This is a genomic window from Gammaproteobacteria bacterium (genome assembly GCA_019748175.1).
Taxonomy (GTDB): domain Bacteria; phylum Pseudomonadota; class Gammaproteobacteria; order JAIEPX01; family JAIEPX01; genus JAIEPX01.
In genome coordinates this window covers 39,409-65,351 of sequence record JAIEPX010000016.1, presented here as the reverse complement: position 1 = coordinate 65,351, position 25,943 = coordinate 39,409, and the positions used below count along the sequence as shown (strand labels likewise).

Sequence of the window (25,943 nt, the reverse complement as noted above, 5' to 3'; positions counted from 1 at the left end):
CGTGTGATTGAAGCGTTAATCCAATCGGGGGCTATGGATCATTTTGGTACTCATCGTGCCAGCTTATTAGCCAGTGTTGATCATGCCTTCCGATATTCCGATCAACATCGAAAAAATCAAGAATTTGGACAGCAGGATTTATTTGGAATGGCAGTGACTCATCACGAAACTATTAAAGTCGATTATGTGAAAGTGCCCAAATGGCGAGATGAAGAACGTTTACAAGCTGAAAAAGCAACATTGGGATTTTATTTAAGTGGCCATCCCATTCAGCAATATGAAAAAGAATTACGACAATTTATTTCAAATACTATTTCCACGCTCAAACCCACTGAGCGCAAAAAAACCGTGCTCGTTGCTGGTTATGTGGTGAGTGTTCGTACACTGATGACAAAACGCAATACGCGTATGGCGATTGTTAAAATTGAAGATCGTAAAGATATTATTGAAGTGGCGGTATTTTCTGAAGTGTTTGAAGAGGCTCGTCCGTTGCTGGTTAAAGATCAATTATTAATTATTGATGGTGAAGTCAGTACTGATGAATTTTCGGGTGGACTACGGATGAGTGCGCGCCGTATTTTAGATTTATCGATGGCGCGGTGTGAATTTGCAAAATCGGTGTATATTGATGCGACTCAACAGGCGAATCTTGAATCGACTTTATCGGCGCTTCAATCGGCTTTGGGTCAATTTAAAGAAGGATCTTGTAGAGTATTAATTGACTATCAAAATACTGAAGGTAAGGCGAGAATGTTGTTGGGAGATGAGTGGAAAGTTTCACCGAAAAATGAATTAATTAATGCCCTTCAGCAAATTTATGGTAATGATGCTGTGATGGTCGGATACGGAAAAGGGTGAATTGAAGGGGTCAAGTCCTCAAATAAGAAATAGGCCAAACACAAATCATAGACTATACACTGCCGTATGATTAGCTTATTTCTTATTTCAGGACTTGACCCCTTATTGTTGAAAGTTTTTTATAAAGCGTATCAAGCGCAAATTGAGTAGCTTGTTGTCGTATATGCGTTCGATCGCCGTGAAAATGTTGCATGAGTGCGAAAGTATCAAAAAGATCTAGGCTTGCCCAACCAAACCACACAGTACCGACAGGTTTTTCGGGAGTGCCGCCTTTAGGGCCAGCAATTCCCGTGACAGATAAGCTGATAGTAGCATTGCTTTTTTGAAGAGCGCCTTCAGCCATTTCTATTGCAGTTTGCTCACTCACGGCACCAAATTTTTCAAGAGTTTGAGCATTAACTGAGAGCATCTCTTGTTTAGAAAGATTGGAGTATGTTACAAAACCGCGATCAAACCAATCAGAGCTGCCCGATAGCGAAGTAATTTCTGCTGCTAATAATCCACTGGTACAAGATTCAGCAGTAACTAATTTCTGTCGGTGGATTTTGAGTAAATCATACAGTGATTGCGACATGGATATCACTTAGATGTACTAGATCGTCAACCATGCGATGTTGATGTTTGGGTTTTTCAGGACATCTTAGCGCCCTCAGTAAATCGAATTTCCCAGCCTCATCAATTTCTAATTCGGGGGTGTATTTTATAGGAACGTTTAGTTTTTCTTGAGGTATTGACGACGTATAAAGATTTATTGCCGTTTCATTGTTAAGGCGATATTTATTCTGATCTGGAGTGGAAAGATCTTTATTTTGCAGAGGTTTATCGAAGTGTTTTAATAATTCATCCGCTGCATTACTTTGAGTAGTTGCTTCATTGATCATCTCGTTTGTGGCTTCAACAGAATTAGTTGCAGCATCGAAGGTAAATACCATGCCTATAACTCCGACATACAGTGATACCACAAAAAGCGAAACTGTTACGACTGGAGTAGTGATGGGTACAAAGGTGACCAGTGTTAGGAACACGAATAATGGGAAGCCCATATACCACGCATAACCTGTTGTTATGGAATTATAAACATTTCCAACCCACTTAACTAGCGACATGAAAAAATTGTCCTCATTCATTTTTTCACTTTGTTTACGCAATTTTCTTGAGGCTTTTTCTAATTGCTGTTTGCGATCGAGTATGCGTTGACGATCTTCTTTATTAATAATTTTGAAGGCTGGACTTTCTGTTGAAGCTTCTAAGCGATAATAAAGTGAAGCTCTTTCAGTGTTTAATAATTTTAAATCTTCTGTCACTTCTAGTGTAAGACGCGTCACGTGATCAGCATATGTTTTTAGCAACGCTTCTTGTTGATTCCAATACGCATTAAAAAAACTAAATACGATGGACGCGACTGTAGTAGTAACAAGGCCTGCAATGTAAATATTCACCATGAGTGGAGTAAAAGTGATTCCCAATACGAATTTTAAATATAATGCAACACCGCCTGGTACTATTGCACCCATAATTGCCATAAAAATTAATTTAGCTACAAAATCTACGACGGTATTAACAATAGTCCATTGGTAGAAGAATTCGGAAAGTCTGTGTAGTGCCCATCCAATTTTTTTACCTAGGGTGTTTGGAGAAGCTAATTCAAAGGCTGATTTGGGTAGTCGCTCTCCAAGTGGTTTTGAGAGATGGTTTAATAGAGGGATACGTGTTCTTAATTCGTTTTCTTTCTTAATAACAAAATATTTTGTGTCTTTTGAAATAGACGAGTTTTTTCGTGTAACAATTAACTCAGGTTTTGATTCAACCTCTAGACGTTGAAGGCTGGTTTTTCGATCATTCAACAAATTCTCACAAGATTCCACCAGTTTTTTTGCGGAATTTTCAATCCATATGGATTCTTTAATAGCTGCATCGTAGGTTGTGATCGCACGGGATTCTGCGACATAAGATTGAAACAATCCAATAACACCTAATGAGACTGCAAAAACTAAAAGGGGTATAGCAAGCGGAGCAAGCCACGCTGGTGCAACAATGGCATTCACTGCTAGAGCGATAAAAAGTGGGAAGCTTAGATAAAACACGTACGAATTAATAAAAGCTTTGTACACACCTATAATGTGTCGTTGGATAAAACCATTGGTATATTGTTCAGCTTTTTCTCTGGCTTTGGGAAGAGAGTTTTGCCTGGTTTCATCATATAACTTTTTGAGTTGAGCAATTTTTTGCTCAATAATATCAAGGTCTTCTTTTTTAATGCACTTATGAGGGTTTAGTTCTGTTTCAGGAGTTTGTAGTAATGTTTGTTCTCGCTGCAATTTATCTTCGTAGTATTGGATTTCATCATACAGTTGTTTGATTTTCCGTGTGTACTCGTTCATGGCTTGCAAGTACTCATTACGACTATCGTCTCTGAACAGGAGGTAAACGGCGGCTAAGGTCGTGATCGTGGTCGTAACGGCGAAAACGACAGTGAAGGTGGTGGTGATGGGCCAGAATAGAAGAAATGCCGTGAAGAAAAAGAGTCCGCCAGTTGCTAAAAATCCATTGAATAAGCCTGAATACAGATACTTGCCTGATACTTGATATGTCTTTTCATCGAACAGAAATTCAAACGCCATAAAACCTCCCCTTCACATGATTTTAACCAGGAGTCAATCTTACAAAAAACCCCCTGGTTTTACAAGAAAAAAAGGAGTGGGTGGGAGGGGGCAGAGTAATAGCCAACGGGAGACTCGACACCTATTCCTATTACGACACCTATTACTCTGACCCCTTCCCCTTTAATAGCTGCTGCGTTATCCTGTGAAGGCTGAGGCATCTATTTGCTGGAGTTCTTATTAGCTCCTTCTATGATCGAAACACCCCATGCGCAGTACTACATTACGGAGAACTATGATGAGTCGTATTAATAGCTTTCAAACGGATGATATTCTCACAATCGCTGGTCAGAATTATCATTATTATTCCTTGAAAAAATTAGAACAAGCCGGTCTAAAATCGGTGCATTTACTCCCTAAAACACTGAAAATATTATTGGAACAACTGCTACGTAACGAGGATGGGTCACGTATTACTTCAGACGACATCACTACCCTCGCGAATTGGGCAGTAAAACCGACCGCTACTAATCTTCTTTTTTCTCCGGCTCGGGTATTAATGCAAGATTTTACAGGAGTCCCTGCGATTGTTGATTTAGCGGCGATGCGTGCTGCCATGGTATCTCGCGGAGGTGACCCTAATAAAGTGAATCCGCTGACACCAGTGGATCTTATCATCGATCACTCTGTGCAAGTGGATGAGTACGCGAATAATCATGCGTACACTGATAATGTCCATCTTGAAATGCAAAGAAATCGAGAACGGTATGAATTTTTGCGCTGGGGCCAACAAGCCTTCGATCATTTTAGAGTGGTCCCTCCTGGAACGGGAATTTGTCACCAAGTGAATTTGGAATATTTAGGCAAAGTCGTTTGGTCTCGTGAAATCGACGGAAAATCCTTCGCCTATCCCGATACTTTGGTCGGAACCGATAGCCACACCACGATGATTAATGGACTCGGTATTTTAGGTTGGGGTGTTGGTGGCATTGAAGCGGAAGCGGCGATGTTGGGTCAACCGATTTCAATGTTAACACCCGAGGTGATTGGCTTTGAAATAACAGGGCGCTTACAAGAAGGTATTACGGCAACCGATTTAGTTTTAACGATCACTCAAATTTTACGAAGCCGCGGTGTAGTGGATAAATTTGTAGAATTTTACGGGCAGGGATTGGCAGCGCTGACGTTGCCTGATCGTGCGACTGTTGCGAATATGGCACCTGAATATGGCGCAACCTGCGGATTTTTCCCGGTCGATCAAGAAACACTGGATTACCTCGCTCTAACGGGGCGTGATGAAAATCAAATTGCGCTAGTTGAAGCTTATTGTAAAGCGCAAGGATTATGGCGAGATGAAACGTCAGCAAATCCTGTTTTTACTGACACCTTACATTTAGATTTAGCGGAAGTGAAACCCAGTCTTGCAGGACCTCGTCGACCTCAAGATCGTGTTTTGGTTTCTGATTTACCTCAAGCGTTTGCAAAACATCAAGAAGCACTTATTCAAAATACCGCATCAAATCCCGTGAAAGTTGAAGGTGGGTTTGAATTAGATCATGGTGCGATGGTGATTGCTGCAATTACCAGTTGCACTAATACCTCAAATCCTAGTGTACTTATGGCGGCTGGATTGTTAGCTAAAAAAGCCTGCGAAAAAGGATTATCCGTAAAACCCTGGGTAAAAACCTCTTTAGCGCCTGGTTCAAAAGTTGTGACCAGTTATTTAGAAAAATCCGGATTACAACAATATTTAAATCAATTAGGCTTTAATTTAGTAGGCTATGGTTGTACAACCTGTATCGGTAATTCGGGTCCGCTTCATGAACCTATCGCAAAAGCCATTGATGAAAATGGATTGGTGGTGAGCGCGGTTCTTTCAGGAAATCGCAATTTTGAAGGGCGTATTCACCCTCAAGTTAAAGCAAATTGGTTGGCGTCTCCGCCTTTTGTGGTTGCGTATGCATTAGCCGGCACTTCAAAAATTGATTTGCACAAAGAGCCTTTAGGCACTGATAAAAATGGTCAGCCTGTTTTCTTAAAAGATATTTGGCCAACGAATGCAGAGGTTCATGCGCAAGTGATTACTGTGCGAAATAGTATGTATCAAGAACAATATGCCGATGTATTTAAAGGTGATAGTGAATGGCAAAATTTGCCGACCAGTCAAGATGCTACTTATCAATGGCGTGATGATTCTACGTATATTCAACATCCACCCTTTTTCATGGATCAGGCTAAACCTGCTGATATTCAAGGTGCGCGAATTTTGGCAATCTTGGGTGATAGTATAACGACCGATCATATTTCTCCTGCAGGATCGATTGGAAAAAATACACCGGCTGGACAATATTTAATGGCTGAAAATATTCAGCCTGCTGATTTTAATTCATATGGTGCGCGCCGAGGAAATCATCAAGTGATGGTGCGAGGAACATTTGCAAATATTCGTTTACGAAATCAAATGACGCCGGATCGTGAAGGTGGATTTACACGCTGTTTTCCATCAGGCGAGGAAATGAGTATTTATGACGCTTCTCAGCGATATTTACAATCGAATACTCCGTTGGTGATATTTGCGGGCAAAGAATACGGGACCGGTTCTTCGCGTGATTGGGCAGCGAAGGGTACTCGATTATTAGGTGTAAAAGTGGTTGTTGCTCAGAGTTATGAACGTATTCATCGTTCGAATTTAATTGGTATGGGTGTGTTGCCATTAGAATTTATGTCAGGTACTGACCATAAATCGCTAGGGTTAACAGGATCTGAAACCATTAGTATCATGGGAATTAGCAGTATTACACCGGGTTGTCAGATGAGCTTGCGTGTTGTTGATGAGCAGGGAACGCAGCGCGATATTCCTTTGCATTGTCGGATTGATACGCAAGATGAATTACAGTATTACCAACATGGCGGGATATTGCAGTACGTATTAGAGCAACTGGTATAAGTCAACGGAAGAGGAAGGGGGGCAAGACTTGACTCCCTCTCCGCGCTTTTGTTATTGCTCAATAACACAAGAAGTAGCTGTTCCGTCAAGACAGGTCACCGTGCATGTCGTTAGACTGGTTATGTCAATTGATCGAACTTTGTTGCCATTATATCGTTTGTTAGGTGTGCAGCGAACAAACCCCTGGTAATCATATTCGTTACAACTAAAATGTCCCATGTCTGAGCACACGCCTATTTTAAATACCATTTGCTCGTCGCTGAATTTTGTATTGTAGGTATCGGATTCACCCATTGGGATTTGGTAAACAGAATCTGGGAAAATTGAAGGTTCGAGAAATTGATAGGCAATATTTTTATCTGTATGGTTAAAGATAAAAATATCTGAGAGGTTGCCTTGAAAGCGTTGAGTTTTGTCACCTAAAGCCATTTCAGCATGTACAGGTAAATTGAATAAAGATGTTAAGAGTAGGGCAGCTAAACATTTTTTCATTGACGATTCCTCCTTGGATTAATGAAAAAGTTCCATTGGACTAAGTATAGATCATAATCCTATATTTTCTAGTTGTGGGATAAAAATTAATAAATAGCGTTATTGAAGATTTTCTTGAATGTGAAGATGCATGTGGGAGTACGGAGCAGAGATTCCGTTTTGATCAAATGCCAGTTTGATAGCTTGTTGAAGGGTATCTTTAGCGTCGTTGTAGTCAGATTTGTTCACCCACATCGATAATTTTAGATTGATAGTGGATTGCTCGAAGCTGTCTAGGACCACACTGGCTTCAGGTTTTTGTGCGTTATAAGGGCTATCGGCAGCGATTTTGAGAAGCAGTTTTTGGGATTCAGGGAGATTGGTTTCGTAGCTGATGTTGATATTGATATCTAATCGACGTTGTTTGAAGTGTGTTAAGTTGATGACATCCGAGCTGAGTATTTCTTCATTAGGTAATCGTATCATTGTATTTTCTGCAGTGCGGATTTTTACCGACAAAAAATCGATGGACATGATTTCACCTTGATGACCTTTAACGCTGATGGTATCTCCGACGACAAAGGATTTTTCGAGTATTAAGAAGAGCCCGCAGATCATGTTAGAGATAGAGGTTTTAGCAGCAAAACCGATGGCTACAGTGGCTATACCCGCAGAACCAAGAAGTACGCTAAGATCGAAGTTTAGCTGTTGAAGTGATGCCATAGAAAACAACAATAACACAATGATATATATCGATTTTTTTATTAGCATAATGTGTTGAGCGCTAACGTATTCACCGCGGAATTTTTCGCTTTTTCGAGCGAGGAGATTGGCTAAGTAGTACCCAATTACAAAGAGGATGATTGCTCTTAGAAAGGGGAGCAACCAGGCGAAATCAGAGATGGTTACGTATTTGTTCATGGGCTTATTCTTCTAGATGCTGAATTTTGTTGGGCACGTCTTTCCAATCGTCTGCATCGGCCGGAGGATCTTTTTTGACAGTGATCGCAGGCCAATTTTTGGCTAGCTTTGCGTTAAGTGCGATGAATTGTTTTTGGTCTTCTGGAACGTCGTCTTCTTCAAAGATAGCATTGACGGGGCATTCGGGTACGCAGAGGTTACAGTCGATGCATTCATCAGGATCAATGACGAGCATGTTGGGGCCTTCACGGAAGCAGTCAACGGGACACACTTCTACGCAGTCCATGTATTTGCAACGAATGCAATTATCGACGACAACAAATGTCATAGTTACGCCTCATCGTTATTGATCTGCGGCGGATTATATCTTATGAAAGGCGTCGCGTCTTTAGTTCTGAGAAGTTTTGTAACAGGTTGCGAAACAACTTCTTATGGGTATACAGCACCAAAAAATGCCTGTGTAGTTAATTACATTCTGGACTTGACCCCTTCATTCGTCAATAATATATGTAGTCTGCTACACAAAAGGTATAAAGACAATGATGCTTGACTGGAACAGCATTACATACACTATTTCAATGGCTGGCACGGTCGCGTTTGCTGTCACCGCAGTATTGGCTATTCGCCGTGAGAGCGGCATTGATATTGTTGGTGCTATTTTTCTCGGTCTGATTACTGCAACAGGCGGTGGAACTTTGCGTGACTTAATTCTAGGTGTGCCTGCATTTTGGTCTCAGGATATAGCCTATATTTGGGTAGCTGTATTGGCTTCGATTGCAGCACTTTATGGTCGCGGTTTTTTTTCCCACCGTTACCTTTTCGCTTTCATGCTGTATCTCGATGGTTTGGCCGTCGCGCTATTTAGCATTCAAAGCACGGGAAAAGCGTGGGCGCTCGGATTTGGGCTGCCGGTGGCGCCAATTATCTTAGGTGTAATAACCGCAATCGGCGGCGGAATTATACGCGATCTACTCGCCGGCCGTACTACTTTGGTGATGCGACATGAAATATATGCAACGCCAGTAATCCTGAGCAGTACCGCTTTTGTCATGGTGTTAAATTACTTCCCAGACTATAGAGTATTTGGTGGCTTCTTATGCATATTGTGCGCATTTACCCTACGAGCAACTGCCATTTACTGGAATCTCTCAATGCCTGCCTTCGCTATAAAAGCTCAGGATCAGAATTAAAAGTAAACTTTTAGTGAAGAATTCAATTTTTCCTGATACCCATTCACTATAGATTAAGAATAAATAATAGTTACGTTAGAGCGAAAAATACACCCCAGCACGTGCCGTTTTATCAGGAAATTTCTTGGCGATAGATAGGAAATTCAAGGATGATCCCCCAAAAGCACAAAAGAAGGATAAGGTATTATGAAGCCTTCTTAAGTTTTGTGCGTACTATCAGGCCTAAGTTTGACACACCGGTTTGTTGCGGTAAAAAAATTAATTATCCTGGGTGGAGTAGGCTAAGAATCTGTCTTTGGTAGCTCGAGAAGCCTGGGTGACAAAACAAGGGAGATAAAGGTATAATGCGAGTTTATGACTATAAATGAGGTACGCACATGACTATCCGACAAACCATTGAAAAGCAGCTATCTGAGAATCTCGTGGTTCTTTATATGAAAGGCACGGCGGCGTTTCCGCAGTGCGGGTTTTCGGGCAAAGCTGTTCACTTGTTGCGCCAGTGTGGGGTTGAGTTCATGACGGTTAACATTCTCGAAGATGATGAAATTCGTCAGGGAATAAAAGAGTACGGCAACTGGCCAACGATTCCTCAATTGTATGTGAAGGGGCAGCTGATTGGTGGCAGTGACATCATGCAAGAATTGTATGAGAACGGCGAATTGCATAAAATATTAGCTAAGGCAAACGTTTAAGAGAAGCCCGTAATATATTGTTTTCAAAGCGTTTTATTTGCCCCAATGGCATGGGGACAAAAGAAAAGAGGGTGGTTCTAAGTTTTGTGGATTCTAAATTTCAATCAGCATCACTGTTCGAAGTACCAGTTTTCCACTAGAGCCTGTCGGACTTAGATCTGACCCCTTTTCCTGAGACACATTTCTCTTAGAATTTTTCCCAGAGTCCATCTTCTTTCTTTTTCTCAACAGGCTCATCACGCAGTTTATAAATTCGCTCATACTTTTTAATTTCAGCCAGCTGTGACTCAGATTTAGGATAAGTCTGATCAAAAGTCGTTAGCATCTTATCGATTTCGCTAACGAATCCAACAATTTTACGACGAATCATAACTACATTCCTCTGTGGCAGTGAACCTTATTGTAGCGTAGAATACCGACTTTTATGTCAAAGATAAAGCAATGGCAGAAACGAGACTACAATTTTCAGGCTATGAATTTGCACAACTATTTGATGCAGCGCACTTAGCACGCCTTGACGCAGAATTCATTGCCTCACTAAAAGCGAAAGATAGCGCACTTTGTCAGCAATTGCAGGATTATAGAAGCCAATCTCAACCATTTACGCGAGAAGACACCAGTCAGCTATTAATCTCCGCTGCCGAACACCTTAGCGCGTTTTTAACAGCTTTCTTCAATATCGATCAACCCGTAGAAAACTTAAAATCGACTATTCTCAGAGACGCTGTTATCTTTCAATTTAAAGAAAATATTGTACTTCGAATGGCGAAACGAAAGGTTTCCAATCATAATATTAAGGTATCTTTTAATGATTTAAATCAGTGGGTTATGGATAATATTGAAAGTGATTTCGATATTGAATGGGGCGTTGCTGAATTTGCAGTGAACTTATTAAAAACGGAATCACCTGAGATTGAGCGACTCGTTGATTGGTGTGTGTTAGCACTCTCAACCGATGAAGGCCAACAAGCTGTCCAAGGGTGGGCGAGTTTTAAACTTCCCGCAAAACTCGACTATCAAAACCTCGTCAATTTAGATCCAGTCCCCGAAGATCCTTATCAACGAGTAGAGGGACCCGAATCTCATCAGCGTCAACGCGATGGATTTTCGCTGACTGATGAAGGCATGTCGCGACGAGAAGTGCTGAGCGAGGTTCATTATTGTGTGAACTGTCACACCAATGAGGGCGATTTTTGTTCGCAGGGCTTCCCAGTAAAAAAACGTGAACCAGAGTTAGGACTAAAGAAAAATCCTCTGGATGAATACATGACGGGTTGCCCACTCGAAGAAAAAATCTCCGAAATGCACGCACTTTATCGCGGTGGAGACGTGTTGGGCGCGTTGGCCATGGTGATGGTCGATAATCCCATGTGCCCTGCGACCGGCCATCGAATTTGTAATGATTGTATGAAAGCCTGTATTTATCAAAAACAAGATCCCGTCGATATTCCTCAGATTGAATCACGAGTGTTGAAGGATGTTTTATCACTGCCTTGGGGCGTCGAAATTTATGATTTATTGACTCGATGGAATCCTCTGCGAAAAACGCAATGGGTCATGAAGCCCTATAATGGACTAAAAATCATGGTGATGGGTATGGGTCCTGCAGGTTTTACTTTAGCTCATCATTTGACTATGGAAGGCTGTGCAGTGATTGGTGTTGAAGGATTAAAAATCGAACCGGTTGACAAAGACACGGTCACGCAACCCATACAAGATTTTGCCAGTATCAAAGAAGATCTTTCCGAAAGAATCCTGGCTGGATTTGGGGGTGTTGCTGAATATGGCATTACCGTACGTTGGGATAAGAATTTTCTCAAATTAATCTATTTGTGTTTATTACGACGACCTTATTTTTCAGTGTATGGCGGTGTTCGTTTTGGTGGGACATTCAACGTCGAAGACGTTTGGGAGTTAGGGTGTGATCATTTAGCCGTTGCTGTTGGGGCAGGGCTTCCAAGAGAGCTTAATATTCCAGGCAGTATGGCGACAGGTATGCGTCAAGCCAATGACTTTTTAATGGCGCTGCAACTGACGGGCGCTGCAAAAAAATCCAGTTTAGCGAACTTGCAAGTGCGAATGCCCGCAGTGATTATTGGGGGTGGTCTTACTGGTATTGATACTGCAACGGAAGTACAAGCTTATTACATTACTCAGGTCGAAAAAATTCTCGCTCGTTATGAAATTCTTGTTCAAAAATCGGGACGAGAAGTAGTGGATCAACATTTTCCTGAGGTGGACGCAACAATTTTACAAGAATTTCTAGCTCACGGACGTGAAGTTAGAGCTGAACGAGAAAAAGCCAATCAAGAGGGGCGTGCGCCCGATTTTATTCGTTTACTGCGTGAGTGGGGCGGTGTGACCATTGTTTATCGTCGTAAACTTCATGATTCTCCTGCTTATCGACGTAATCATGAAGAAGTCGAAAAAGCGCTGGAAGAAGGCATTTTTTATGCTGAATCCTTAAATCCCGTTGCCGCTCGCTTAGATTCGCAGGGGCATGTAACTGCCCTCGTGTGTGAGCGTGTTGACGAAAATTCCAATGAAGTGGTACTACCCGCCCGTGCAATTTTAGTTGCCACTGGGGCTAAGCCGAATATTGCTTATGAATTCGAACACCGAGGTACTTTTCATCGCGAGGGTATGGAGTATCGAGCGTACTCTGAAAATGAAAACGGGCACTTGCACGATGCAGGTCCACCCTCCCAAGAGCATGTTAAAACAAAAGAATTTGGGGCGTTTACCAGTTATCAACAGGAGGGATATCGTGTTTCATTTTTAGGTGATACGCATCCGGTTTTTCATGGTAGTGTGGTCAAGGCGATCGCTTCGGCGGGTAGGATTTATCCTAAAATAATCAAGTCGTTACAAGTTAAAGATAAGAATATACATGATATTTCTGACTACGAGAATTTTGAGAAAAAAATACAGAATTTATTCACTGCGACTGTGACGAAAGTGAAACGCCATACGGCTACTGTTATTGAAGTTGACATCTATGCACCCATGGCAGCTCGCAATTTTAAACCGGGGCAGTTCTACCGTGTTCAAAATTATGAAACTACTGCGCCTCTCGTAGGAGGGACGCGATTGCAATCCGAAGCGATGGCGATGATCGGAGCGAAAGTAGATAAAGAAACAGGAAAAATCGCCTTAATGGTTTTTGAACAGGGTGCGAGTTCGCGATTATTTGCTATGTTTAAACCGGGTGATCCTATTTCGATTATGGGGCCCACGGGTGTTCGCACAGAAATTCCTAAAGATCGTGGAACCGTCATGGTGATCGGGGGTCGAATGGGCGCTGCGCATATCCAAGCGGTAGGTCCTGCTCTCAAGGCGGCCGGTCATCGTGTTATTTATATCGCGGGTTTTCGCAATCATGAAGAAGTGTACTGTCAAGATGAATTGGAATCTGCGGCTGATGCGATATTTTGGATTACTGAACAGGGTGAGCCTGTGCCCTCGCGTCGACCTGTTGATGTCAGTGCAACAGGTGATTTTTTAACCTTACTTGTTCAATATGCGAATGGAGAATTGATTCCTAAAAAACCTTTAGGGATTGGTTTTGATGAGGTCAATCGAGTATTAGTAATAGGTACGAAAAAATTAGTTAAAATAATTCAAACTGCTAGGAGTAATGAGTTAAAAACATTTTTTAGGGCGGATACGCAATTTATTGCTTCAATTTATGGTCCTATGCAGTGTATGCTTAAAGGGGTTTGCGCCCAATGTTTACAGTGGCAAGTGAATCCGTTGACGGGGCAAAGAACCAAAGCCGTTTATGCGTGCTCATGGCAGGATCAACCATTGGATATTGTTGATCTGGATAATTTGAGTGAACGATTGGCTCAAAACAGCACGCAAGAAATTTTATCGAACCTTTGGTTGGATTATTTGTTTGCCGAATATAACGTCGAACGAGTGTAATTATCTTTCAGTGTAATTCCAAATAGGAAGGAATAGCTGATTAACTTTTTAAGGAAGGACTTTATGCAATCTTCACAAAATAGAGGCAATTCTCCGCGTAGAAATCCGAATGATCGTGGTGAGCGAGGCGAGAGAGGTGATCGAAATACGTCGCACAGACCACAAGGAGGTTCTGGTCGACCACCTTATCGTCGTCACAATCGACCCAGTAATAATATTGCTTATGAAATTATTCAAAGTGGAACACGCCGTATAGGTGGTGGTTCATACATTCTGCAATTACTGTTATCACTATTAGGTGGTGGATTAATGGCGGTCGCAGCAGTAGTGGCGCTTCAATTAGCCGGAACTGCAGAAAATCCAGTATGGCAGCAAGTTGCGCTATCGTTTGGTTTTACTGCCGGATTATTTTTAGTATTGGCAAGCAACAGTATTTTGTTTACCGAAGTGAATATTCTGGTCCCTTCTAATTTATACGGCGTGAAAGTGGGATCGGGTTTTATTCGGTTATTTGTATTTTGGATATTGGCTTGGATTGGAAATTATTTCGGTGTGTTACTTGGAGTAACGCTACTAATAATCGCAGGGACTCATTTTACTCCGAGTGCTGCGAGTGTAGCGGTGGTCAAATCAATCGCCAGTCTACGATTATTGTCTGAGCCCAACGGCCCTATGTTCGGAATGATTCCATTATTCGTCTCAGGTATATTGGCGAATTGGGTAATGGGGATTGCGACATTTTTTGCGACCTATAATCGTGTCGCGATGGGTAAAATCTTGTGCTTACTTTTTGGTGTGGCGGTCATTACGCTCGCGAACTTGCAATATTTCCCCATTAACGTGGCCTTACTTGCAGTCGCACAAATGTCAGATCCTTCGCTTAATATGTGGCACATTGTGATTAATCATTTAGTGCCAATCAGCTTGGGTAATTTAGTGGGCGGTGCATTTTTAGTTTCCATACCACTTTTAATGCAAATTCGACGTCCTAACCCTAAAGCTTCATCGTAAGATGTTAAGATTTTCTTTTCGCAATGAGGGGTATTAGAGGTGATGCTGTGAAAGGTAAATTACATAAAATGCGCACGGTCTATGAACAGCCCGTGCGCTACGAGCTTCTTCTTGATGATGAGTCCATCATTCTCAATGATTTTTTGGGTCATCATGTGCATTTATCCCATACAGGAAACATTTTTTGTGTACAATGTGGACGTAAAACGAAAAAAAGTTTTCAACAAGGCTATTGTTTTCCGTGCTTTCGTCGCTTAAACGAATGCAATCTATGTATGATACATCCTGAGAAGTGCCGTCATGATCAAAGCATTTGTGATCCCAATGATTGGGTGCACGCGAGCTGTTTTGTTCCACATGTGGTTTATCTAGCCAATTCATCAGGATTAAAAGTAGGGATCACTCGACAATCACAAGTGCCCACACGATGGATAGACCAGGGGGCCATTCAAGCTTTACCGATTTTTTCTACTAAAAACCGTTATCAAGCGGGTGTGTTGGAAGTAGCCTTTAAAAAATTTGTTGCTGACAAAACTAACTGGCGTACCATGCTCACTCAAGATAATTTAAAAATTGAATTAATGGCCGAGCGCGATCGCTTACTCAAAGAAGCAGCGAGCTCTATAGAAAACATTCAAGCCAAATTTCCCGTTGGCGATATTCAATTATTAATAGATGAGACCGTCCAAGAATTTCTATATCCCGTCATCGAATATCCCGAAAAACTTCGCGTCTTCAATTTAGATTCCAATGCCATTGTCAGCGGGCATCTTCAAGGCATTAAGGGTCAATACCTTATTTTCGAAGAAGGCGTCATCAATGTTCGCAAATACAGTGGCTATGAAGTCATGCTAGGTGAGAGCTGTTGTGGTTAATGCTCGACCCCGATTCTTTATGAGTGTCTAGCACAGCCTTTTTAAAACCCTCAGGTACTTTAGTTGTTTTTCTTTCATCATAGTTATAGTAACAATATTTGTCCTTTACTAAGGAGGCTGTTTTATTAATGTGCATATTTTTAACTTTATATTCGAATGAACAAAAATATTCATGTTCAAAAACAATAGAAACCTCAACTAATAGCTTGTCGCCCAAAAGGCATTGGTTTCGAATTTTTGCTTCAGTGTTGACTAAAATTAACCCCGTATTATTTCCATCCAAACTTTTCTCAGTTAAGCCAAGTGCATTTAATGTTTTTTTTCTAATGTCTCCCAATAACACCACAAGAGAAATAAAACTTAAGTGATCACCATCGTTTATGTGAGATTGCTGCACTTCTAGCGTGTAGTGAAAAGGCTGAAATAATTTCATAACAATGCCTTACTAAGCGCGGCGCGTAAAGAGCGCCTAGAATTGCATTGGAGTTTTTGCATAACAGATTCGATATGTGTCTGCACCGTTCTAAAAGACATGCCGTGTGACAAAGCAATTTCTTTTGAAGAAAAACCGCATATATAATCACGTGCACAAACATATTCTTTGTTAGTTAAGTAGTTTTTTTCATCTGGAGCGCCTAAATAATATTTTTTTACTTTCATATTCAATAAATAGCTTTCAACTATTTTTCTGTTGTAACAATAGTTATCCATATCAAACGGATTATTTTCATCTTTGCTAAGATTATTTGGCAATATTATTTTATCATCATTGGCTTCTTTAATTATATCTCTTCCTTGTTCCTTGAAGTAATAAATAAATGATCTGAGCAGGTCTAGATTGTTAATAAAGAAATTTAAAATCAATGGGTTGTTCTTATAGCCAGCGAAAGAATAATAGTCATTGTGCGTTTCGTTATATTCAATAATTATAATGCCATGATCGTAACCATAATATTCGCGTAGATTTTGTATAAGCCTGTTCTCCGGAAAAGAAGCCCATAAAATGTAGCTAAAGCCATCTAATTGTTCGAATAAATTCTCATTATATAGGAATTTGTTTTTGTAATCTTCGCTATAGAAAAAATTTGCCCAGTCCCCATCACTCGATAACGACGTGTGAGAGAAATCCTTATTAAATCTACTATAATTGAAATATGAAACACCAAATCGTTTAAATAAATCTGAACAAATCTCCTGAATGAAACTTGAAGAATTAATTGCCACATGTTTTTTTTGAATGATGAGATTTCCCATTGCTCAGTCCCATCTATTGTGTATGGAAAACAGTGCTGGTAAGAATATCGGTAAAACAATCAAATGCTAGCACTCCCCATGAATGTCCTGCGCCAAAACCAACTAAAATTAGTCTCTTTCCGGATGCGTTATTGTTAATTAACGGCGTCAACTTTTCTGTAATCGTCAAAGGTATTGATGCTGAACTCGTGTTTCCATACTCTTCATAACTCGTTATTACTTTACTTGACGGTATACCAATTTTTTCAACTATTGAATCAATAACTAAAGCGCTTGCTTGATGAAAAAGCCAGAAATCTACTGAATCGATACTCCAATTTAATTTATTTAAAATAGAAGACACTAATTTTGGCACTTTTTGTAATGCAAATAAAAAAATATTTGGCCCATTCATTTTTAAAAAGAAATCATTTTTATTATCGCTGACATATTTTCTAGACCCTCCTGCTGGAATGTGCAACGATGCAAACCCATTTCCATCTGTGCCAAGAATAAAATGCAGCGGCAATGCTTTTGGAGTATATTCAAGAGCGGTTGCGCAAACGGCATCACCAAAGAGACTATTTACAGATTGATCATCTTTTGATATCAACTTGCTTGAGGTGTCGCCAGTGAGCAGCAATACTCGTTTTAACCCATTTTTTCGAATTAATGATGATGATAAATAAAGACCATACAAATATCCAGAGCAACCTAAATTCACATCAAAAGCAATACAATTTTCTGATAAACCCAGCCTTGATTGCAATAAACAAGCCGTCGCGGGTATTAGATAATCAGGGGTTTGTGTCACAAAAATTATACAATCGATGCTCTCTTTTTTCCATTCTAATTTTTCAAGCAAATCTTGGCTCGCAAGTAACGCCAAATCAGATGCACATACATCGTCACTTGCTATGTATGCTTTTTTCACACCTGTGGGATTTTTCGATCGTGTTCTATTTTCATTGTGAGAAAACTCAACAATATTTTTAGGCAGTGCGGTACTAATACCAGCTATAGACACTGAGTTAATTTTGTTTAACACCACCTAATTCCTTCTCGATTACATTAAATAATTCTTTGATTGTTGTGCAAAAGGAAAATTTGTCAGGGCTTAACAGGTCACCGTAAAGCTTATGGATAATGGTTAAGATTCGAATGAAAGCTAGTGAATCCCATAGGCCATTAGTATCCAAAAGATAATCATCAACTAATGCGTCGGTGTTTTCTTCTAATACGTTCCCCAGCTCAGCAATAATCTCTTCTCTATTTTTTTTACTAATTGTCATTTGCTTCTCCATTGGCGTTATAAAAATAAATTGCAATTGAAAAATATGTAAATATAGCAAGCTAAGTAACTGCAGTTCCAAAAGGTAATTATATTAAGGTGTGAGTATTCGGTAATATTTATATTAAAATGGCAAAATATTTTATATTACCTTCCCTGTTCACCTATTGGTGAAAATAATACCACGAGTTTTAGCTAAAGTAAAAAGCGGTGTCGCGTCTTGAGTTGTGAGAGGTTTGAAAAAATAGCAGTTAAACTCGATAGAAACCAAGAGTAAACCTATTAAATACAGTAAATAAGTCAGTCTAACAATTAAAGATACGACATCGTAGATCTCGATCCTTAAGATTATGTTAATAATTAAAAGGTAAGAATAGAACTTCCTTAGTCAATTAGTGGAGAAATCAAATGAAGAACGTATTAAAATCAATACTAATTCTGTCTTTAGGTAGTGTTTTCAATACCGCTTTTGCTACAGATCATGGTGGATATCCAGCTAATTATTGGTCTTTGCATAATCATTGCGTAAATCCTGTGTTATTTGTGATTAAGAATGAAGCTGGGCAAATTGAGTTAGAAAAGCTTTTAAAGGGTGGTGAAGGCTATCATCAACAAATGGATCATGGGCATACCATGTTTGAAACAGAGTATAAAATGACTTATGAAACATACCTTGTGGGCAATAAAAACACTTTAACACCCATAGATAATTTGTATTCAAATTCTTGGGATGGTTTCGTAGGTACAATCCACGTAAATGCTCCGTATTTCTATTATAATAAATCGCTCGACAATACGGGTTGTATGCCATAATTTACGAGTCCTATAAGCAGTTGGCGTGTCAATAAATTTACTGCCATTGGCACACCCTCTGCTTTTTACTCGTGGCTGTAATGCTTTACATAAGCTAGGTCGTAGTATCATTAATTGTTAGAGTGCTTCAATATCAGACCCTTAAAAAACAATAAAATACTTGCAAATTATAGCCTATAATGGTATATATGAGGTCAATTATAATGAACTCAGTGTGGCCTAGCCTATGAAAGTGAAAGAAACCGTCGAAAAGGCTCAAAATCCTCCTAAAGGACCAGCTCAACGTTGTGCTGCCTCTGTAGTTGCCGTCCGAGTTAATAAGCATAACTGGGTCCTGCAGTTCTCTCATGCGCACTTTGCCGAAGCACTTTTTGATCTGTTGATACAAAGACTACCGCTTCTCAACACTGAATATCCAAAAATTAATTATAATGAAGTGGAATTGACCGGCGAACAATATTTATTCTATCAACGCCAGATTATGCAGGAAGATGGAGAAATCACTACCCGCTATTTAGATGAGAGTTTGTTAAAAACACTGCGAGCGGATGAATTTGATTTTAGTCTAGATTTTATGCGCGGAATTATTCCTGGAGAAAAGGGCGCACGACGTTACCAGAATCTACGACCAACACCTCGTTCACAATATATTATCAGACCTAACGGTAATGTTTCTTTGAGACATCATAAAAAATCGATGTATACACCAGAAGAAAAGAAGTGTTTTTCTCAAATTCAGTCTAGCACGTTAATCGATGAATATGCGTTAACTGGGGCTTTTGGCATTCTCAGAGACAAAAGGGCCCATAAAGTTTATGGATTGATGACGCACATAGCCGATGTTCGTATTAGTCGCGCCTTGCTTAATGATGGCGGTACAGTCGTACGCCCATTTGAATCTCGTTACCTTACGTTTGCAGAAACACTTAGCACTAACTTACAATGCTATTCAGATGAAAAATTCATTGAATTTAAAGTAGCCAATATCAGAGAAAGACAAACGCGCAAGTTTTTTCAGAGAACCAATGAAGTATTAGCTCGCTTATCCTTTAATCCGCATAGAAGCGTAGTATGTATTTGTTCTGACACGCTTGAGGCTCGTTTACTAGCGTATGATTTTTCACTTGAATTACTGGAACATTATGCTATTTATGCAGAGAGCACTGGTCGAAAATTAAATCCACACTTCAAAATACCCATTATTTTTTATGTTTCCAAAAACACCAAAACAGACCAGCCAAATGAAGCCAAACATGATTTGTGGTTCTATACGGATGAAATGCTCAAAAAGGATCAAGTTGAAGCATTGGAAATATTCCAAGACGAAGCGCGAAGAGCAGAGCACTACCGCCAACACAATTACGAATTTTTATTGGGACTGCCTGAGATCACTCGAGATATATTGTTAGATGAATGCCTAGGTGAGCCCCTCGCTTTCGCTATGCTCAAAGCAGGCTATACACGTATATTGTTGCGATTATTACGCCCCACACATGCGAAATCAACTCTACGCGGAGAACTATTTGATGCACTGATTGCTTCTCCAGCTCATTACTTTCAACGAAATGATCCCATTATTGCAAAACTAATCTTACTGGAAGCTTTCGATTTGGCTGACAAACTGCTTCTTGCTACTAGCTCAAAAAAAGAGGAGGTTAGAGTTTCTCATGATGGCATTATATTCAACGGTGAATTATTAGCAGATTTCCTTATTAAAAATGGCAACCCTCGCCAGCTCAATTACATGGGCCTGGAGAATATGCTTATTAAAGCTGCCGAAAAAGGCTTCTGGGTTACTGTTAAACTTTGTTTGAAAGAATATTCGCTAACTAATAAATCAATTTTAGATCAATTGTTGCACTTCGCACAAAAGCAGAAGCAGCACTCAGAAAGTACGTTTATCATGACAGTAGGATTAGTGACATCGGTAAACGATAATGTTGTAGTCAGGGAAGCCGCAGATAGAGAAGATTGGTTGCAAGTCCGTTTACTGATTCAGAATCCTAATATCGTCATCCACAAATCAATGTACGACTATCTTTTGATTGAAGCTGTTAGTTGCGGCGAGGAAGTACTGGCTCGTTCATTATTACAAGCTGGGGCCGAACCTAGCTGGCGCTATGATGACCCTAAATATTATTTGTGCGGCACACTCTATTATGCTGTCAGCCATAACTTAATTAAGCTACTTCCGTTGCTCATTGAATATGAAAAGCAATGCCAAGATGAATATTCTGCAGATCGAAATTTATTCGCTCTCGATGTGGCTCGTTGTAAGCAAAGTAAAGCAGTTGATCTACTTGAAAAAAACATAAACACCGCTGCAGTCTTCGATCCTGCAAATCCCGAAAAAAGTATTTGCAGACTGGTATTACAAGCGCTTTCAGTAGAAAAGTTCGGCATTGCTGAGTGGCAACTACTTAAGTATTGTCATCAGTTCCAGCTACTGCCCGAAAATAATGATAATTTTGCAGATGCTTTACGAATAATAATGAAGCATTTTATTGAGATTATGAAATCAATGCCGTTTTTGAATTTCGAAAATATTATTATTTATATCGTAAAAGAATTTCTTTATAATGGAGAGGTCTGCGCATTCGCTTCCTTGGTGAGCTCACCCGCTTTTAACGATAGTCATCCTAGTCGGATTTATATAGAAACTCTTACTTATAAAATCATACTAGAGCAACTGAACTACTCTAATAACATTCCTCTGATCAGAAAAATTAGCGAGCATTTATGTGCCCTTCCTGTTGATCAAAATACCTGTTCACATAAGTTATTATGGGGTGAAGCGCTTTCAAAAGCGTTCAAAGAAGAGATTGAGAGATTGCCGGGCAGTGAAAATAGAGCTATTTGTCTTATAGAGCTTGGTGTCTTTTTGTCGGGTTGGGAGCTAGCTAGCGCTTTTAGTAAAGCATTAGCGACTAATGCTAATAAACTGGCTAGGTATATTGTAGAGGATTGTGTACTAGATAATATCGATAAAAAACCGTATCTACTAAACATCTTGATGAGCCGAGCAGAGCATATTGAAACATTTTATCCGCACCTTGGGCAAAGTATTACGCTCAGTCATTTGGATCTATTTGTACAAAATTCTCGACAGTCTAAGGAAGTATTAATAAAGCTACTGCAGAGTATTGATCAAAAACAATATTGCAATAATTCTCATCTGTGGGTTTACTATAAAGTTTTTAAATTTGGCTTTTTTAGTGATGATTTTCAAGTTCAGCAACAATTAATGAGCATGTTAAGTCCTTCGCTGATAAGACATATGATGCTAATTTTTCTGTTGGAAAGTTATTGTAAGAGAGGGATTGTAGGCAATGCTTCTATCGTCAAAACAAGACCTAATATCTCACAAGCAATAGCATCCAAATATGATCTTTATCAGTTTTATCCTGCAGATGATAAATTCACGCAAAAGGATTTTGAAATTCTCGATATTCTTGAAAGCTATTTTGTGAATATAGACGAACCATCGGAAGAATCAATAATAAATAATACTTTTACAAAAGTTCTAAGAATCCTCGAAAGTACATTGGGGTCGTCTACTTATATCTTGCGTTTATTTGGAGCAAAGAGCTCAAATGATGCGGCAAGATGTCAATATATGCAGAAAATTGACCAGGAATTAAGCAAAGTGGAAAAAAATCGACATCATCAAGAATTTCTATCAGAGCTTATTTCTGCAGAAGTGTTCCCTACAAATGATTATTTTAGGTTATATCTCACTGCCATTATAGCTTTATTAGTTGTAACCGCAGTCACGTACTCATCCATCAACTCGTACTCTCCGAAAATATAAATGGGTATAAGGCGTCGCGTCTTGAGTTGGGAAAAGACTTAGTTGTATATAAATATCTAAATACAACAGAATATTTGCGGTTTTGATCTCAATAAATCATGAATTTGGCAAAGCCGATAACAACTCAAGACGCGACGGCGTTTCTACGATTTGCTTCGTTATCACCATTGCCTTATGATTCAACTTAATTTTGAAAACGGATTATTTCAATGCTGGAAAATATACTTTTGTTTGCTGTCATAGGTTTCTTAGCTCAGATTGTTGATGGCGCTATTGGTATGGCCTATGGGGTGATCAGTACCACAGTATTATTAAGTATCGGAATACCTCCTGCCGTTGCGAGTGCTGCAGTGCATACTTCTGAAATTGTAACAACGGGAATTTCAGGATTTTCACATGCGATGTTTAAAAATATAGATTACGCACTTTTTCGCCGCTTAGTTCTACCTGGGATTATCGGCAGTATTTTAGGCGCTTATATTCTCACCAAAATACCCTTGCAAATCGCAAAACCTGTTATTGCAAGCTATTTACTTATCATGGGGCTTGTTATTTTGTATAAAGCAATGAAAGGTGAAAAATTTTTACAATTTATCCAATCTGTAATTTCAACGAAAGTATTAAAAAACCGATTGCCATCTGAACATGCTATTGGATTAACGCCGCTTGCGTTAACAGGTGGATTTTTCGATGCAGCGGGTGGTGGAGGCTGGGGACCCATCGTTACATCATCATTGCTTGCTCAAGGCACAGCGCCGCATTATACGATCGGCTCTGTTAATTTGACTGAATTCTTAATAGCAGTCAGCTCTTCAGCCACATTTTTTTTGACCATCAACATTATTCATTGGAATATTATACTAGGATTGATATTGGGTGGATCAGTTGCTGCACCCATTGCTGCGTATATGGCGAGACGAATTCATCCTAAATTAATTATGTTGTTAGCAGGAAGCACAATTATTCTTCTCAGTTTAAGAACTTTAATTATCATGCGCGGATAAAAATATTCACGTTTTTAACAAACAAAATCGCGAGGTGCTGGCACAAAAGTGTCATCTCGTTGTACCTCAATAGCTTCAGCTTTAATCCACTGAAGTGGACGGCGAGATTTTGAAAGGTCATTTGCAGGAGTCCAGGAAGGATCTTTGATAAATCCGTTTGATTCGGGTAGAGGAGTGTGCTTATTTTGTTCGATGATGCTCTTTGCCCGCTCGTGGGCATTTTTTGTTTCAACACGGCAATCCCAGAGAGATTCTTTGTCGGCTATAGATTTACCAGCGCTTTCGATAGTGGCTAAATGTTCATTTCTGTAGCCTTTAATGAGATGTCGGATGGCAACCTTCATCGCGACACCAGCGAGTGATGTGATTCCAACAATCAGCGCAGCTTCGGTGGCCACGATAGAAGTAATTCCAAGGATAAGAAATATTGTGAGTGAAAGACCGAAACCAAACGCAATACCTTGGACCACATCTTTAAAATTAATCGCGATGAAATTAATAACGGGAGAAATAAAATTGTATACTTTGTTATTGAAGGTAATGATTTTTCCTGAAGAAGAGGTAATCACAGGACTATATAAAGCTGTATGGGCTAGTGATAGTGTAAGCTCTTTACTATTCAGGCTATCGGCTTGAGCACTAAAAAGAGAGAGTAGTTCCATATGAATTTTTTTTAATTCGTTTGATGTGTGTTGGTTCCTAGCATTTGATTCTTCAAAAGATCTCAGTAGCTGCTTGAAGTCTTCGTAATCACTATTCAGGTCGTCTAAAATTTGAGAGGTCGTTTTTTCTTTTAGTTCAGATTCTAAGTCTTTTATAGTCGGAAATTTTGTTTGCCAGTAATGAACCTTTTCAGCCGATATGCTGAGATTAAGGTCATTAATAGTTTGAGTTTCACTTTGATGTTTTACCCAATTATTCCAAATTTTGAAAGCAATATGAAAGAATAAAAAACACCCGCCTATAACAAAGACTGGGTATAACGGTAAAACTAATCCAGCAAAACCAATACCTGCAAAAAGGCTTGATATCGCTGCGAAACCTCCGCGTGCTAATAGCAATGTGGGAAAAATAAAATCTGAAGCTCGACGAATCTTATGTGATTGTTGTTTTAATTGTGCGACTTCGCAATAATCTTTTTCTGATAAAGTTGGTTTCTCTAATTGAGCAGGTGGTTGTTGATCAACTTCAGACTTAGCTTCTGATGTAGATTCATTCGATAGTTCCTCAAGTTCATTGAGCGTCATAATTGTGCTACGAAATATTTCGGCAACTCGGTGCTGATTTTTAAGTGTTAAATGCGAGCTTGCTGCTGTTCTAAGGTTGTTTTTGTGTTTTCGTTTTCGATCAAAATATTTATCGATTTTATAGCCAACAATTGCGCCAATAACTGTTATAAACGAAATTCCAATTAAACTCCAAGGAAAAAGTGCGGTGACCGTTGCAGTTGTTAATGCTGTTGTCAAAATGAAAATGGTTACACCACCGGCTGTTGCGGCACCTGATAGTGCTGATTTATAATATTTTCGAAGATTACTTAAGAAGCTTTGCCATCTTGTCGGCTGAATATCATGAACCGGAGTGAAAAACTCTTTTTTACAGGCTTCGTTTAAAATTTGAACTAAGCCGGGATTTTTAAATTGACTGACTTCAGAGGTATATTTTAAATCGAGTGATTCTAATAGCTCAGAACATTTTCTTGGGTGTAACTCTGAGGTTTGCTTCGCTTTTTCTTGCGCGCGCTGATAGTAATGACCTAGGCATTGTGAAATTTCTTCAACTTTATGTGTTTGCAATAGGGTAGTAATGTCGATTACTTTGTTGTCTTCTTCGAAGCCAGGTAGTGTGAAAGACAGGTACGTAAAGTAGTTGTCGGTGATCATTTTACGTTCTAATTCTAATAGTCGACGTCGTTGAAGTTCGACGTCATTGACTGTAGACCTGATTTCAATGAGAAGGTAGCTCACGCCTACAAAAATACCTACCAGGTAAACCGGTACGAGAGGTATTCTGAGACCGTAGGCTGCAGCGGCAGCAATATTACTGAAGCCAACACCGAAGCCTTCGTACGTTACCGATATAAAGGCGAGTGAAAATGCTGGATCGCGATAATTGCCATCGAGGTTTTTTTCTAAGGTCTCTAGCTCTATGTGCCTACTCTTTTGCATTATAACCAAACCATCATTATCAGAATCGAATAATCCTAGCATAGAAAATGTTCATTCACCACAGTTCAGTCACCGTCGATAACATCCTTATCCACAGTTTCTACTATTATTTAGTACAGAGGGCTGCGAGA

21 protein-coding genes are annotated in these 25,943 nt (G+C 39.7%); 10 read left to right on the top strand and 11 right to left on the bottom strand.

Features of this window, described 5'->3' with window-relative positions; genetic code table 11:
- Window positions 1–858, top strand: an 858-nt coding sequence (dnaE, locus tag K2X50_08255; GenBank protein MBX9587234.1) for a DNA polymerase III subunit alpha, incomplete at its 5' end; no start/stop codon positions are given.
- Window positions 859–940: 82 nt separating this feature from the next.
- Here dnaE and K2X50_08250 read toward each other — a convergent pair.
- Both K2X50_08250 and K2X50_08245 read right to left on the bottom strand, forming a co-directional pair.
- Window positions 941–1,432 carry a CinA family protein gene (locus tag K2X50_08250; protein MBX9587233.1) on the bottom strand — a complete coding sequence of 164 codons (492 nt, stop codon included), beginning with the start codon at window positions 1,430–1,432 and terminating at the stop codon, window positions 941–943.
- Window positions 1,413–3,479 (bottom strand): hypothetical protein, encoded by a 2,067-nt coding sequence (locus K2X50_08245; GenBank protein MBX9587232.1) that lies wholly within the window; start codon window positions 3,477–3,479, stop codon window positions 1,413–1,415. The genes K2X50_08250 and K2X50_08245 overlap by 20 nt, the downstream gene beginning before the upstream one ends.
- 277 nt (window positions 3,480–3,756) lie before the next feature.
- Here K2X50_08245 and acnA point away from each other — a divergent pair, with 277 nt between their 5' ends.
- Window positions 3,757–6,405: an aconitate hydratase AcnA gene (gene acnA / locus K2X50_08240; protein MBX9587231.1), complete on the top strand. Its 2,649-nt coding sequence runs from the start codon at window positions 3,757–3,759 to the stop codon at window positions 6,403–6,405.
- Window positions 6,406–6,456: 51 nt separating this feature from the next.
- Here the strand turns inward: acnA and K2X50_08235 are convergent, their stop codons facing one another.
- The 3 genes from K2X50_08235 to K2X50_08225 all read right to left on the bottom strand — a co-directional run bounded on the left by K2X50_08235 (window position 6,457) and on the right by K2X50_08225 (window position 8,125).
- The gene (locus tag K2X50_08235; GenBank protein MBX9587230.1) at window positions 6,457–6,897 is read right to left on the bottom strand and encodes a hypothetical protein; all 441 of its coding nucleotides are present in this window, start codon (window positions 6,895–6,897) and stop codon (window positions 6,457–6,459) included.
- 99 nt (window positions 6,898–6,996) lie between these two features.
- Window positions 6,997–7,797: a mechanosensitive ion channel family protein gene (locus tag K2X50_08230; protein ID MBX9587229.1), complete on the bottom strand. Its 801-nt coding sequence runs from the start codon at window positions 7,795–7,797 to the stop codon at window positions 6,997–6,999.
- Between the two features lie 4 nt (window positions 7,798–7,801).
- A complete protein-coding gene (locus tag K2X50_08225) occupies window positions 7,802–8,125 on the bottom strand; it encodes a ferredoxin family protein (GenBank protein MBX9587228.1) in 324 nt (107 codons plus the stop codon).
- A gap of 214 nt (window positions 8,126–8,339) precedes the next feature.
- On the opposite strand from K2X50_08225, the gene K2X50_08220 reads away from it, so the two are divergent.
- Both K2X50_08220 and grxD read left to right on the top strand, forming a co-directional pair.
- Window positions 8,340–8,987, top strand: a complete 648-nt coding sequence (locus K2X50_08220; GenBank protein ID MBX9587227.1) for a TRIC cation channel family protein — start codon at window positions 8,340–8,342, stop codon at window positions 8,985–8,987.
- 377 nt (window positions 8,988–9,364) lie between these two features.
- Window positions 9,365–9,679 carry a Grx4 family monothiol glutaredoxin gene (gene grxD / locus K2X50_08215; protein MBX9587226.1) on the top strand — a complete coding sequence of 105 codons (315 nt, stop codon included), beginning with the start codon at window positions 9,365–9,367 and terminating at the stop codon, window positions 9,677–9,679.
- 187 nt (window positions 9,680–9,866) lie between these two features.
- Here grxD and K2X50_08210 read toward each other — a convergent pair whose 3' ends face one another.
- Window positions 9,867–10,049 carry a hypothetical protein gene (locus K2X50_08210; GenBank protein ID MBX9587225.1) on the bottom strand — a complete coding sequence of 61 codons (183 nt, stop codon included), beginning with the start codon at window positions 10,047–10,049 and terminating at the stop codon, window positions 9,867–9,869.
- A 71-nt stretch (window positions 10,050–10,120) separates the two neighbouring features.
- Between K2X50_08210 and K2X50_08205 the strand changes: the two genes are divergently transcribed.
- From K2X50_08205 to K2X50_08195, 3 genes are all read left to right on the top strand, one after another.
- A complete protein-coding gene (locus K2X50_08205) occupies window positions 10,121–13,606 on the top strand; it encodes an FAD-dependent oxidoreductase (protein ID MBX9587224.1) in 3,486 nt (1,161 codons plus the stop codon).
- Between the two features lie 63 nt (window positions 13,607–13,669).
- Window positions 13,670–14,617 carry a formate/nitrite transporter family protein gene (locus tag K2X50_08200; GenBank protein MBX9587223.1) on the top strand — a complete coding sequence of 316 codons (948 nt, stop codon included), beginning with the start codon at window positions 13,670–13,672 and terminating at the stop codon, window positions 14,615–14,617.
- Window positions 14,618–14,685: 68 nt separating this feature from the next.
- Window positions 14,686–15,492, top strand: a complete 807-nt coding sequence (locus K2X50_08195; GenBank protein ID MBX9587222.1) for a DUF2797 domain-containing protein — start codon at window positions 14,686–14,688, stop codon at window positions 15,490–15,492.
- On the opposite strand, the gene K2X50_08190 is transcribed toward K2X50_08195, so the two are convergent.
- From K2X50_08190 to K2X50_08175, 4 genes are read right to left on the bottom strand one after another with little or no spacing between them, the layout of a single operon-like run.
- On the bottom strand, window positions 15,464–15,925 hold the full coding sequence (locus K2X50_08190; GenBank protein ID MBX9587221.1) for a thioesterase family protein: 462 nt from the start codon (window positions 15,923–15,925) through the stop codon (window positions 15,464–15,466). The genes K2X50_08195 and K2X50_08190 overlap by 29 nt on opposite strands.
- Window positions 15,922–16,746, bottom strand: coding sequence for a LuxR family transcriptional regulator (locus K2X50_08185; GenBank protein MBX9587220.1), 825 nt, complete (start codon window positions 16,744–16,746; stop codon window positions 15,922–15,924). Before K2X50_08185 ends, K2X50_08190 begins: the two co-directional genes overlap by 4 nt.
- 13 nt (window positions 16,747–16,759) lie before the next feature.
- Window positions 16,760–17,773, bottom strand: coding sequence for a ketoacyl-ACP synthase III (locus K2X50_08180; protein MBX9587219.1), 1,014 nt, complete (start codon window positions 17,771–17,773; stop codon window positions 16,760–16,762).
- Window positions 17,757–18,017 carry an acyl carrier protein gene (locus K2X50_08175; GenBank protein MBX9587218.1) on the bottom strand — a complete coding sequence of 87 codons (261 nt, stop codon included), beginning with the start codon at window positions 18,015–18,017 and terminating at the stop codon, window positions 17,757–17,759. Before K2X50_08175 ends, K2X50_08180 begins: the two co-directional genes overlap by 17 nt.
- Before the next feature lie 407 nt (window positions 18,018–18,424).
- Between K2X50_08175 and K2X50_08170 the strand changes: the two genes are divergently transcribed.
- The 3 genes from K2X50_08170 (at window position 18,425) to K2X50_08160 (ending at window position 23,644) form a co-directional block, all read left to right on the top strand.
- Complete coding sequence (locus K2X50_08170; protein MBX9587217.1) at window positions 18,425–18,829, top strand: hypothetical protein; 405 nt, start codon at window positions 18,425–18,427, stop codon at window positions 18,827–18,829.
- Window positions 18,830–19,055: 226 nt separating this feature from the next.
- Window positions 19,056–22,640 (top strand): hypothetical protein, encoded by a 3,585-nt coding sequence (locus K2X50_08165; GenBank protein ID MBX9587216.1) that lies wholly within the window; start codon window positions 19,056–19,058, stop codon window positions 22,638–22,640.
- A gap of 212 nt (window positions 22,641–22,852) precedes the next feature.
- Window positions 22,853–23,644: a sulfite exporter TauE/SafE family protein gene (locus K2X50_08160; protein MBX9587215.1), complete on the top strand. Its 792-nt coding sequence runs from the start codon at window positions 22,853–22,855 to the stop codon at window positions 23,642–23,644.
- A gap of 14 nt (window positions 23,645–23,658) precedes the next feature.
- Here K2X50_08160 and K2X50_08155 read toward each other — a convergent pair whose 3' ends face one another.
- On the bottom strand, window positions 23,659–25,854 hold the full coding sequence (locus K2X50_08155) for a hypothetical protein (GenBank protein ID MBX9587214.1): 2,196 nt from the start codon (window positions 25,852–25,854) through the stop codon (window positions 23,659–23,661).
- Window positions 25,855–25,943: the final 89 nt, after the last annotated feature.